7 protein-coding genes, 1 tRNA gene and 3 pseudogenes are annotated in these 12,472 nt (G+C 57.0%); 5 read left to right on the forward strand and 6 right to left on the reverse strand.

The window, feature by feature from the left end:
• Nucleotides 1-128 precede the first annotated feature (128 nt).
• The 4 genes and pseudogenes from B5F94_RS10945 to B5F94_RS10960 all read left to right on the forward strand — a co-directional run.
• A complete protein-coding gene (locus tag B5F94_RS10945; RefSeq protein ID WP_087330124.1) occupies nt 129-596 on the forward strand; it encodes a phage holin family protein in 468 nt (155 codons plus the stop codon).
• A 59-nt stretch (nt 597-655) separates the two neighbouring features.
• Nucleotides 656-1,510: pseudogene (locus B5F94_RS10950) on the forward strand (nucleoside recognition domain-containing protein); the annotation flags it as partial.
• 104 nt (nt 1,511-1,614) lie between these two features.
• Nucleotides 1,615-1,691: transfer RNA gene (locus tag B5F94_RS10955), tRNA-Arg, on the forward strand.
• A gap of 252 nt (nt 1,692-1,943) precedes the next feature.
• Nucleotides 1,944-2,243 (forward strand): annotated as a pseudogene (locus B5F94_RS10960) (glycosyltransferase); the annotation flags it as partial.
• 272 nt (nt 2,244-2,515) lie between these two features.
• Here the strand turns inward: B5F94_RS10960 and B5F94_RS10965 are convergent.
• Nucleotides 2,516-3,028: pseudogene (locus B5F94_RS10965) on the reverse strand (pyridoxal-phosphate dependent enzyme); the annotation flags it as partial.
• Between the two features lie 158 nt (nt 3,029-3,186).
• Between B5F94_RS10965 and B5F94_RS10970 the strand changes: the two are divergent.
• Entirely contained in the window at nt 3,187-3,786 is a 600-nt protein-coding gene (locus B5F94_RS10970) for a TetR/AcrR family transcriptional regulator (RefSeq protein WP_158100282.1), read from the forward strand.
• A gap of 56 nt (nt 3,787-3,842) precedes the next feature.
• Here B5F94_RS10970 and B5F94_RS10975 read toward each other — a convergent pair whose 3' ends face one another.
• The 5 genes from B5F94_RS10975 to B5F94_RS10995 all read right to left on the reverse strand — a co-directional run bounded on the left by B5F94_RS10975 (nt 3,843) and on the right by B5F94_RS10995 (nt 12,397).
• The gene (locus B5F94_RS10975) at nt 3,843-4,433 is read right to left on the reverse strand and encodes a TetR/AcrR family transcriptional regulator (RefSeq protein WP_087330129.1); all 591 of its coding nucleotides are present in this window, start codon (nt 4,431-4,433) and stop codon (nt 3,843-3,845) included.
• Between the two features lie 123 nt (nt 4,434-4,556).
• Complete coding sequence (locus tag B5F94_RS10980) at nt 4,557-5,903, reverse strand: transglutaminase-like domain-containing protein (RefSeq protein WP_204247488.1); 1,347 nt, start codon at nt 5,901-5,903, stop codon at nt 4,557-4,559.
• Between the two features lie 15 nt (nt 5,904-5,918).
• Entirely contained in the window at nt 5,919-6,410 is a 492-nt protein-coding gene (locus B5F94_RS10985; RefSeq protein ID WP_087330131.1) for a hypothetical protein, read from the reverse strand.
• 148 nt (nt 6,411-6,558) lie between these two features.
• On the reverse strand, nt 6,559-10,584 hold the full coding sequence (locus tag B5F94_RS10990) for a hypothetical protein (RefSeq protein WP_087330133.1): 4,026 nt from the start codon (nt 10,582-10,584) through the stop codon (nt 6,559-6,561).
• A complete protein-coding gene (locus B5F94_RS10995) occupies nt 10,517-12,397 on the reverse strand; it encodes a tubulin-like doman-containing protein (protein ID WP_087330135.1) in 1,881 nt (626 codons plus the stop codon). Before B5F94_RS10995 ends, B5F94_RS10990 begins: the two co-directional genes overlap by 68 nt.
• Nucleotides 12,398-12,472 lie beyond the last annotated feature (75 nt).

Here is a 12,472-nt window from a genome sequence, read left to right on the forward strand (position 1 = left end):
GGAGGCGTGGAGCAAGGCCGTGGCCGCCGGGATCTTCGACGGCACCCGGCCCCGGGACGGGCTGACCCGTCAGGAGGCTGCCGTGGTGCTGGACCGGCTTGGACTGCTGCCGGAGAAAGGAGCCTGACATGGAGCACATCAATTCCTTCAAGGCGGCGGTGGCCGCTGTGTGTGCCGCCCTTACCGCCCTGTGGGGGTGGTTCGGCTGGCTGGTGGTGGCCTGGATCGTGTGCATGATCATCGACTACGCCACCGGCTCCGCTGCCGCTCTGCGGGCGGGGGAGTGGTCCAGCAAGTCGGCTAGGGACGGCATCTGGCACAAGCTGGGCAGCGTGGTGGCCGTCATTGTGGCGGCCGTTTTGGACATGGTCATTGGCCGCCTGCTGGCCCATGTGCCGGGGGTGGAGCTGCCCTTCACCTACACGGTGCTGCTCTGCCCCCTGGTGGTGATCTGGTACATCCTCACCGAGGCGGGTTCCATCATCGAGAACGCCGGGGCTCTGGGGGCCCCCATTCCCGCCTGGCTCACCAAGATGATCGCAGCATTGGAGTCCAAAGTAGATCAGGCGGGGGACAATATGTCATCTAAAGAATGATAAACTCAAACAGCCCTTCGGACTTCCAGAGGGCTGTTTTTATTTGCATTATTATATATACTATGTGTATGGGATTCGGATGTAATGCCGCCGGTGTAGTGGGATGCCGCATCATCGATTCTCCCCGGGAACGGCTGATTGCCATTCTTACCAACAGTTTTGTTCCTTGCAATGGGCGATTCCCAACCCTGATTGCTCTGATCACCATGTTTTTTGTGGGTACGGCAGGAGGGTTGTGGCAGGGAATGGTATCCTCACTGCTGCTCACCGGGGCCATTCTGCTGGGCGTGGTTATGACCTTCGGCATATCTCGTCTCTTATCCAATACGTTGCTGAAGGGGATTCCGTCGGCCTACGCCCTGGAGCTGCCGCCCTACCGCCGCCCCAGAGTGGGGCAGATTCTGGTCCGTTCGGTGCTGGACCGTACGCTGTTCGTATTGGGGCGGGCGGTCGCCGTTGCCGCGCCCGCTGGTTTGGTGATCTGGCTATGTGCCAACATTACTGTAGGAGGAACCAGCATCTTGGGCTGGTGCACTGGTTTTCTGGACCCCTTCGGCCGGTTGTTGGGCATGGACGGCACTATTTTGATGGCCTTTATATTAGGCTTCCCTGCCAATGAGATTGTGATCCCCATCATTCTCATGTCCTATCTGTCCACTGGAACCTTACAAGATACGGGAAGCCTTGAGGCTCTTCGGGAACTGTTGGTGGTAAACGGCTGGACTTGGACCACAGCACTGTGTACCATGCTGTTTTCTCTGTTCCACTGGCCATGCTCCACCACCTGCCTAACCATCGCGCGGGAAACACGCAGTGTAAGATGGACGGTGCTGGCTGTGGTCATCCCAACAGCGCTGGGAATCTGCCTTTGTTTGCTGACAGCCACTGCCTCAAGGCTGCTGGGGGCAGTGTAAATAAGAGCTGACTGGAAGTTTTTTAGGAAAAATCAAAATTAACTCTTTACAAACAGGGGGATGATTGCTATAATAATCTGGCACGTTAAAAGAACGTGTCAGATGCGCCCGTAGCGCAATTGGATAGAGCGTCAGATTCCGGTTCTGAAGGCTGGGGGTTCGAGTCCCTTCGGGCGTACCACGAAGAAATCCTGTAACCACAAGGGTTACAGGATTTCTTTTTTTGATTTTTTGGAAAAAACGCTTGTTGCTTATCTGCTTTGGTTGATTAGATGATGCCGATCATTTCTTAGCCTTTGCAAAAAAGCGGTCTGGATTTCCTGTGTCCAGGCCGTTTTTTCTGTTCTCACCGACGATGCCGGTTGCACTTTGGACTGCATTTTGTCTTCTTTCATAAAGAACTATTTATGCTGGATAAGGAGACAATCTTAAAATGGCTGATATTCTCTATATTGTAGTGCCCTGCTACAACGAAGAGGCCGTGCTGCCTGAGACCGCCAGGCGACTAAGGGACAAACTGGAGGCTCTGATGGCGGCGGACAAGATCTCGGAGAAGAGCCGGGTACTCTTTGTCAACGATGGTTCCAGGGATAGTACCTGGCGCATCATCCAACAGCTCCACAGGGAGAATCCGCTGTTCAGCGGCGTGGACCTAAGCCGCAACCGGGGACATCAGAATGCCCTGCTGGCGGGACTGATGACAGCGGCTGACCGCTGCGATATGGCCATATCGGCCTTAACGTAAACAGGATTTCTCAGCAGTTGAGCGATAAATGCTCGTGTTAGTGCCTTGCCATAAACTTTAATATCATGGGCCACAAAATACCGTGTTATATCTCCATAAGAGGAACTCGGTTCCGCATACATTTGATATATTAGTTCGGCAAAATCCATTTCCGCATTTTCCACCAGCTTCTTTGTCTTGATCCCGTCCATGACGATGGGCTCAGTATCAAAACCGTATGGCGTCCGGCCCCGCATATAGTAGCCTTTGGTACACCGGGAATAGTTGACCTCCTCAATGGTCACCTTGGCACCTTCCCGGGCAATGTTGTCAAAGCGGGACTTGCTGCTGCCCTTGGGCATATGGACAACGGCTTTTTGCCCCAGGCGGTTGGCAGCCCACGCCACACCGCGGCCATGGTTGCCGTCTGTGGCGGTAAAGAAGGTGGCCTGTCCAAATTCTTGCTTGAGCTGGTTGCTGGTCAGGTAATCATAGCTCATCTCGTCTACAGATTTACCAAGCTCTTTGGCGATGTACCGGGCCATGGCAAAAGAACCGCCCAGGACTTTAAAGGCATTCAGACCAAACCGGTAGGACTCATCCTTGACAAACACATCCTTCAGCCCCAGCTGTCCGGCCATACGGGAAAGCCTGGCAAGAGGGGCAACAGCGTATTGGGGAAAACTCCGGTGAAATCTGCGGGCCCGCTGCACCTCATCCAGAGCCATGACGCTCAGCTGCTGGTCCCCGCTTTTGGGCATTTTGTTGGCGCTCCACTTGATGACTTCCATAATGATCCTCCATTTCTGACGGCTTTGTGCCGGTGTATGGCAAATATATCACATCCCAGAGAATAAATCGACTAGTCAGTCAGCTTAATGAATTTGATTTTTTACGACCGGTTTGATATACTGATGATACGAAATGGATGGCAGAAAAGAGGATGCCGATCATGGAATATAATCCTATGGAAGAAACGATCCTGACTGCGGCGTTTGAGGTGGTAGACAGGGAAACACTCAACGGGACCCGTATGCGTTTGATCGCAGAGGAGGCCGGAGTGGTGCAGTCCAATCTCCACTACTATTTCAAGACAAAACGGGACTTGCTGCTGGCCCTGCTGCGCTATATCCAGAAAAACTTTTCAGAAAAGCGAGAGGCGGTACTCAACCAACACTCCAATTCCCTGGCAGACAAGTTGGCTGGCTTCTTTGAGCAGAAAAAGCAGATTATTGAGGAAGAACCTCAATATGACAGAACCCAGTTTGACTATTGGTGCATGGGACGGGTGGATCCTGAGATCAACGAGGAGTTCTATCAGTCTTATGAGATCTGGAGAAAGCATATTGCAGAAACCATTCGTCTGTATGATCCTGCAGTAGAAGCAGAAACGGCCGCCCTTCTGGCTCATATCATGGTTTCCATGATGATGGGAGAGTCCCTTCAGGTGCTGAATTCCAAGCTGACAGTAGATTTGGACCTGTATGCGTCCCTCTGCTGCGATATGCTCATGGAATACCTTCACACCGCTCCATCAACTGTACAGGCATGATAAAAGCGCCCCCGGAAAGAATCTCTTTCCGGGGGCGCTCTCTGTATAGGAACCAATCAACCTGCTTGATGCAGCTTGTTTAGCTCCAGAAGGATCAAATTTGTGCATACCTCAAAATAGCGATCCAAATCAAAGTCGGCACGATTCATAATCAGCATGACGGCGCCTACGAACATGGATACCATAATATAGCCCAGTGCGCGCTGGGTTTCGGCGGGAATTTCGGGATAAGCCTGCGCGATCAGGCGGATGGCCTGTTCCCGCCAGCCCTCATAACTCTCGTCAAACAACTCCTGCATCTCCGGCTCTGTATGAGCATACAGCCAGAAATCGATCTGTACCGTTTCATAGCGCCAGTCTTCGTCCAACAGGCGTCTGGGCTCCTGGAAGAAATGCGCGATCTGACTTTCAACGGGTGTGTCCGGATCCACAGCATCCTGCTTGCGACGCTCTGTAAACGTATCCTGAATCATGCAGAAGAGTGCCTTCATCAGTGCATCTTTTGTTTTAAAGTGATAGTGCAGATTGGACTGGGACATCCTAGCTTCTTCAGCGATCAGGTGCATCCTGGTTCGGCTGATGGTTTCCCTTGCTACGACCTCCAGGGCCGCGTCCAATATGGTTTTTTCCTGTGGTGTAACCTTCATCTTTCCCACGCCTTAGTTCCTTTTTTTATCATTTTATCGTTTTAGGTGAAGCCTGTCAAGGAGCGGGGTCCTGGTTACAATGGCCCGGAAGGTCGGATGAGTCCTCCGACAGTAGGATGCCTATCAGGTTTCTCCGGGCAGCAGCTCAAACTCCAGAAGCTCCTGGCTGGTCTCCCGCTCCGAGGCATCCAGTCCCCGGCCGCCCACCATCACTTCGCCTACCTGATTGTCATAGGGGTCCTGCCGCCAATCCTGCATGGGCGGTGTCAGAGGCGCCTGGAAGGCGCTGTTTGCCACCATACGCCAGGGGTCCAGGCTGCCGAAGTAGTGCCGGCGGCGCTCGGTCTCTCCATTGCGCCGGGCCGAGGAGCCAAAGGAGCAGTCTGCCCACAGCCAGCCATGGGGCGCCAGATAGAACATGGCCCAGTCGTGGGGGCCAACACTGTCGGGCCGGACGGCCAGGCCGCTCTGCCAACGAGCGGGGATGCCGGAGATGCGGCACAGGGTGATAAAGAGCAGGGCAAATACGCCGCAGTCTCCCCGCAGGGTCTTGGCGCACTGGTCGGCGATACAGTCTAGTTGGAGGTAGGCGGGTTGGTAGCGGTAGTCCACTTGGCCGGTCACATAGTCATAGATAGCCCGGGCTTTTTCTGCCGGTGTGGAGCACCCCCGGCAGATGTCTTTTGCAAGTGCCCGCAGGTAGGGAGTAAAGACGATGTGGGGAGCTTGCTCCTCCAGATCGAAGGTGGGCTGAACAGGGTCCAGCGGCAGTGTCATGGGGTCGGTATACTGGGCCCGAATGAGATAGCGGTAAGTTACGGAGAATGTATCCACCCCCTGTGTCCGCCACCACATGGTGCGCTGAGGGGCACATTCCGGAGCGGCTATGCCGCCGGGGGTGTGGTCCAGAATCTGAATCCGGCTCTGCTGGGGACAGGCGGCGGGGATGGGCAGCCAGGCCTGAACTTCTTGCCTGGTCACCGGCACCAGGGAGCGGATGGTGGCCCGCAGCGTGATGCGGGCGGTGAGGGCACCCTCAGCCTCCATCCTGGCCAAAACGGCGTCCCGGGCGGAGTGATCCTGGGGCTCCTGTATGAGACCGGGGGCTTCTCTGGGGTAAATACGCAAAGATTCCAGGAATCGCTCCTGACACCGCAGTTCCCCGTCAACCATGCGCCAGTCGATGCGCCCGTGGTCCACCAGAGTGTCAAACTGTTCCTCCGTGCACTGGGGCCACTCTGCGCGGATCATAGCCAGGGCCTCGGCACGGGAGTAGGGGTAGTCGTGAGGCAGACGGGTCAGCCGCAGCCGCTCCGCCTCCAGGCGGAGAGCCAGCAGAGGCTGGGTGCGGCTGGCCAAACGCTGGTCGATGAGCCGGATGGCGCCTGCCAGGTCGCCCATCTCCTTCCGGCGGGCAATGTCTGCGGGCAGCGGATCGTTCAGGTGCAGAAAAGCGTCGTTTTTGGTCATATGGCAGGCCTCCATTTATGAATCTTTGGTGATATCCAGTCCCTGTGTTCCAATGTCTACAGAGCCGTCCTTCAGAGAGATGAAGGGGGAAAACTCTGCCGTCTCGTCCTTGTAGGTCAGACGGATGGTAGCGTCGGCGAAGATATCGCTGGCGTTGCACTGGAGGATAAAGGGCTGGCAATCCGGGTCCTGGTAGATCAGAATGGGTTGGGAGGTCTCCAGATCGTTGCGGTACAGGGACAGCTCCATACCCGTATATCTGGGGATCACCAGATAGTAGTCTCCGGCGGAGAGATAGTGAATGGGCAGACTGTCATGATCCAGATAATGCTCCACATAGTAGTCCAGATCATCGATTTGCTGATATCCCAGATAGGCCACAGCATAGTACTGGCCGTCCTCAAAGGGAATGGCATCCTGTTTGGAAGCCTCAGGCTGAGAAGTACAGCCGGAGAGAAGGCCCAGACAAAGGAGAAGAGCGGAGAGGCCGCGAGTCAATTTTTTCATAGCGCATCCTCCAAATCTGCCGGCTGGCGGCATCATTCTGATTGATGTGGGCAAAGACATTATAGCAGGAAAGACAACGCTTTACAACGATAAAGAAACACGCCCCCTGTACAGCGAATTGCCGTACAGGGGGCGTGTTTTCACTACCTTAAAGGGGTTTTTGCTTGTCGGTGAAAGGGGTTTGACCGGGCAGCTGCACGTCGGTGGAGAGCGGATATCGGGCCAGATATTTGTTGAAGCCGCGGCCATACTCGTCGTCCCGCATACGGGTGAGCAGCTCCTCACGCTTGCCCAGAGCCCGTTCGCCGATGAGGTAGGCATATTGGATCTCGCCCCATTTTGCCATGCCCTCATAGATCTCGATTTCCTGGGCTTTGCCGTACAGTTTCAGGATGGCTTTGCTGTCCCAGTTGAGGTATTGCCAAATGTGGATCAGCTCATGGGCGATGGTCATGGTGGACTGCATCCGGGGCGCGCCGTTTTCCACCAGTATGGTATAGCCCTTTTTGTCCCGGATGGCTACGCCCAGCACTCTGCCGTCGCTCTTTCCGGTGGGAACAAAGCGCTTGCCCAGCCGCCGATGGAGCTTTTGCGCGTTGACCATCTCCACCCGGACCGACGCCGAGATCTTAGCGCCGTAGAAGATCTCCAGGTTTTGCACCACGGTTTGGTAGATGGCCCGGAATTCTTCCTCGGTTTTGACTGCCGTTCGGCTACAGGTAATACAGCGGTCCCGGCCGTCCGAGAGGATCTCATACTCGGTTCCGGTCAGCTCTACGCCGCAGAAGTCGCAGCAACGGCTGCCGTCCCGCAGGATATCCTGGCCGATCCGTTCGGCGGTGTCCCGGCCCGCCCGGGCCTGCTTGAGCTCGCTGTTGCCGAAGCCCAGGGCCTCCAGATAATCCCTGGTACCCTGTACGTCGATCTGCTCCGGCACCTGGGTACCGCCGTAGAGCAGATAGCAGCGCAGGTGGTAGGGCTTGCGGGAAATGGGGCTTCCGCCGCCGGCCTGTACCTGTTCCGGCTCAAAGTGAAGGGAGTTCTGCTCAACCGGAGCCGGATTCTCTTGGATGGGAGCCGGGGGATTGGTGTCAGCATCTTCGGCAATTTCCTCGGCAGGAACATCCTGGTCGGAAACCACTTCGTTGGAGCTCTCCTCGATGGTAGCATCAGGAACAGCGGCTTCCGCCTCGACAGGTTGGTCAGCAAACGGCTCCTCCGGAAGGGGAGAGGTGGGTTCTGGCTGTTTTGTCACGGAGGTATCGTCGGAAGGTGGGGCTTCGGTACCCAAGCCTCCCGGAGCGGTGCTCATGAGAGGCGGCATGGTGTTTTCCTTGGGCTTGCGGCGGAACAGCTTCCGGAAGAAGTTGCCGATCTTCTGGAACAGCCGTCTGAAGAAGCCCTTTTTCGGCTGCGGCTCTTCCTCGGCGGGAGGCGCAGTAAAGTCGGGGGGCTCCTGAGCGGGAGGGGGATTCATGCTTAGATCCATTGCCTCCATGTGCCAGTCCAGATAATCGCAGAGTATGGAGAAGATACGGTTGAGGCTGCGCTGTACCGTGACCAGAAGGCCCAGGTCCAGCTGACTGTCCTCAATGATGTAGATGCACCCGTCCTCCAGCTCCGTCCCGTTTTCACCCTGAAGGCTGTAGGTGGTGGGAGCAGCAGCTTCACCGGGCATGACTGCAGCGATGTAGGGCTGATTTTCCGCGAAGAGGGTGCGGAAGATCTCGTTGAAGAGGAGCGCCACCGTGCCGCAGATCTCCTTGGTCAGCATACCATCCCGGTCCGGCAGGGTAATCCGCAGCAGCTGCTTGGCCTGATAAACCCGGTTGGGCACGCCGTTGATAGAGACCACGCTTCCCCCGGCGAAGTTGTTGTATTGATCCAGCTTCCAGTAGGCCGGGGTTTCCACCCGAATGTCAGCGTACTGCCGGACGATGTGCATCCCGGCAATGTCCATCTGGTCGCCCATGGCCTCGGAATCCACCACGTTGGAGAGGTAGTAATTCCGGATCTGGCGGTAAGCGGGACGGCCGGTGATGTGGTCGGCGGCGCGGCGTACCAGCACCTGACCGGCGCTGGTGACCCGGAGCATTTCATAATACTTACCGCCGAAGGTGAAGAACTGGCCGGGCAGGTACTTTTGGAACACATGGCCCCGCAGCTCCGCGCCCAGGTAGTGCTTCTCGCCCTTTTCGTCCTCGGCGATGTAGCCGGCGTTGCGGAGATCGCCCAGCACGATGGAGATAAACTTGGGATCTGTGATGGAGTACAGCAATTCCATCCGGCCCTGCTCCAGGGAGTATTTCTTTTTGACCTGCAGGGTATCGATCCCAAAGACGGTTTCAGCCTCTCCGTGGGAGAAGACCAGACATTCGTTGCCAGCTTTGTCAGTGCGGCTGATACCGCGGCTGCCGCAGTACAGGCAGATGTTATGCCACAGGCTGCCGGGCAGTTCTCCCTGGTCCATGTCTCCCAGCATCAGCTCCTGCTGGATGTCCGCCTCTTTAACCGGCCCGGTGCTCATCCTCAGGCAGAGCCGCAGGATGATATTGCGCTGGGTGGAGGCATAGTCGGCCACTATATAGGGGATGGCCTTGGGGTCAGCGTTGAAAATGCCGTCATTCTCCAGCATATAGTCCTTGAGCAAATACTCCGGCGAGATGATGTTGACAAAGCCCTGGTTGCGGGCCCGGGTGGAGAAGAGCCGCTTCATCTCGAACATATTATTCCCCTCATCCTCTACGGTGAGGAAGTGGTTCTCCCGGATCCGGGCATTCCACAGGTTGGGGGTGGTCTGGAAGTATTCGTCCATGGCCTCCTGGGAGGTGGGCAGCTCCGCATAGTGCAGCAGATCATAGTAGTACTGCTTGGCGATCCAGTGGATATCCACCACCGGGAAGCTGTCGCCGCCATACCACTCGGTTACAGGCACCTGGTTTTTCAGCGCGGCGAAGGACAGCTCGGTGCCTACGCCCAGATAGCGGGAGAGGTTGGGCAGCAGGCGGTGCTGCAAGTGGTCGCCGTCTCCGTCCCAGCACATATAGGAGGAGACCCCCTTGTGGTGCTCTGTGGCGGACACCTCGGTGAAGCTGGACAGCAGGATATGGGACAGGGCGTCTACCAGGCCGTCGCAGTTTTTATCGGTGGAGCAGAAGGTGATCTGCTTTCCGTCCTGGCGGCAGCGGCGCATGATGGAGTTCAGACCGATCTGGGCAGTGGTCACCAGCTTGGAGGGTTCCACCACCACCACGAACTCCACGTCCTGGAAGAAGGCGTCGTTGGCCTCATGGAGGGCCAGGTCGTGGACGCTGGAGCGGCTGATGATGCCCACATCCAGCGCCTGGGGGGCGTCGGAGAGCACGCCGATGTTCCACATACCCGGAATGTTGGAGATGGAGGCCAAACCTTCCTGGCACCAGGCAATGATGTCGTCCTCCACAGAGTGGCGGCCCAAAATAATGAGTACCTTCTTGCGGCGGAGCATGACCCGGTTCATGGGGTAGAACACATAGGGGATAAGATCGTAGTAGAAGGGATTGTTGAACAGAATACTGTGCTCCTGCAGAAGCTCCAGACCGGAGGCCAGGTAGTTGTGGTCCAGCTGAAGGCCGCTCTGGACTTTCTTCCGCATAAAGCGGCCGTAGGCCTCCACCTTGGGATCATCGCTCTGCTCCAGCTGCTGGAGCAGGGCGTCGTTGGTCCGGGCTGCCAGCAGACCGGAGTCCACCGTGGTATTTTCCGCCCCCAGCTTGTCTCCAAACAGCTTGGAGAGCACCTTCCGGAGCAGGACATAGTTGGTGACGCTGTTGGCGTGGTCCGCCTCGCCGGTAAGGTAGCTGGTCAGCTCCTGGCGGTCCAGTCCATCCGCGAAGAAGTAGATCTCGCCCACAATCAGCAGGCCGAATACGGGATAGAAGGGGACAGAGAGCAGGTCGTTGCGATAGAGCTCGCAGGAGAAGAGCACCAGTGCGGCGGACAGGGCCATGGCGGCATAGTACATGGTTTTCAGATAGGTGCGGGCCTGGCCGAAGTGGCTGCGGACATACCAGAAGGAACTCTCCTCGTCTTGCTCGTAGAAGAGCTCCGCGCACAGGTCGTGGAGACTACCGCCGGATTTGAAGACCACTTGGAAGATGGAGATCAGGATCCGTTTCAGCAGGATGTGGACCAACAGGATTAGCCTTGCGCTTGTCGGGGTCCTGCTCCGCCGAGCACAGATCGTCCAGGTTGGCCTCCACCCGCTTGGTCTTTTCGTGATCGAACATACCGGTGTCGTAAGCGTCGGGGGCGTACAGCTCCAGCCGGGGCAGAATCACATTGTGCAGGGTGGAGGTGGTGGTGCGCACCCGCTTGTCCATCTCGATCTTGGCCTGGTAGAGCATATAGCGGGCGGCGTTGGGGTGACACACTTCGCCGAAGGCGTTCTTCAGCAGGAACTCCAGAGTGCAGGGGCGCTTTTCGTTGATGGTCTTGTTCTCGTTCATGAACAGGGCCTCGGCGGCGTTGGCGGCCACCTTCTTGGCCCGGGAGCGCAGCATGGCCTCATAGTTGCGCAGCTTGTCCTTGTTCTCCACCGCGTGGCCCCGGTTGTTTTCGTCCTCATAGTCGATCTCGGTGGCCAGGGCATTGGCGGCGTCCCGGGTGGCCCGGATGGCGGAGTCGGTGGACAGGGAGGCGATCATCTCCTCATCCACGGCCTTAAAGAAGTTTTTGATCCGCTTGTCAGCGTCGTTGAGGAAACGGGCGTTCAGATCCTTGGAGAAGTTATCGGTGGCGGTACGCAGCTTGCCGGTATATACCTCGCCGCGGGTGGGAATCTCGCTCTGGGACAGGCCCTTCTTGATGGCGTCCTGCTTGGCCACATCATAGGCGTGGTCATACTTGGACCACTTGGCCACGTCGCCTTCGCCGCCGATGCTGTCCATGGCCCAGCCGTAGGCAATGTAGTCGGCAATATCCTCATAGGGGTAACGGATCACGCCGGCGCCGATGCCGCCGAAGCGGTTGCGGCCCAGGTTGCCGGGGTTGGACATCTCCTTGATGATATTGTCCTCCACGGAAAAGGCGTTGGCCTGCATGGGGCCGATGTTCTGCTCGTACAGGGCCTGGGCGGCCTGGGCCTTATACTGCTCCAGGTTTGCCATGGTGGTATCCTCGGCGTTCTGGCCGTCCATCAGGAAGCAGAAGTCGAAGGGCAGCAGGGACAGGCGCTTGAGCTCATTGGTGCCGGGATTGGCAAAATCAATGTGCAGATCCTTATAGCGGCTGAGATCGCTGTCGCCCACGTCCATAAAGCCGGAGCCCTTCATCATGAAGGCGTTGATCTCCTTGATGGTGGCGTAGGCGTTGCGGCGCTGGCTCTCCCGCTCGGCGGTGGAGTCGATGACGCTGTCCAGAGTCTCGGGCAGCAGGATCACCGAGCGCACGATCAGCGAGGTGTTGGGATATTTGGTGTTGACATAATCCCGGACGATCATAGACAGCGGCAGGATGATGCCCGAGCCGGTGCCGCCGGAGGCGGTGGAGGCAATGACAATACGCATGGCCTGCTTGAGGGCCTTGCCGTCCTTGCGGAACAGGTCGTCAATGGCGTCATACAGCGGTTTCAGCTTGCCGGTCTTGATGGTGGCGTTGAGGGCCAGACGGGAGATAGCACGCACCTGACCGGCGCCCTCGGAAACCGTCTTGTCGTACATGACGGCGTTTTTGGGAAACCAGTTTTTTAGAGCGTCCTGATCGTAGTCCAGGTAGTCACCCACGGTCTGGGTGTTGGAGGTCTGGACATAGTAGATATGGGCGCTGCTTTTGGCAATGTCGGACAGGTCGTTGACGTTGGTGTCCAGACAGACAAAATTGATGTTTTCCTTCTCGCCGGGGCGGCACTTCTCGGCCACCCGTTTGACGATGTTGCAGCCGGTACCGCCAACACCGATAAACAAGGTGGGCGCAGCTACGACGTTTTCCTTGATGATCTCTTTGCTCATGTCATTCCCTCCTGATGATCTGGTATCATACTCCTCGCTGTTGGGATGGTTGTTTTATTGCGGCTTCATAAAACG

Origin of the sequence: Flavonifractor sp. An4, from assembly GCF_002161755.1 — a bacterium.
Lineage (GTDB): Bacteria > Bacillota > Clostridia > Oscillospirales > Oscillospiraceae > Flavonifractor > Flavonifractor avicola.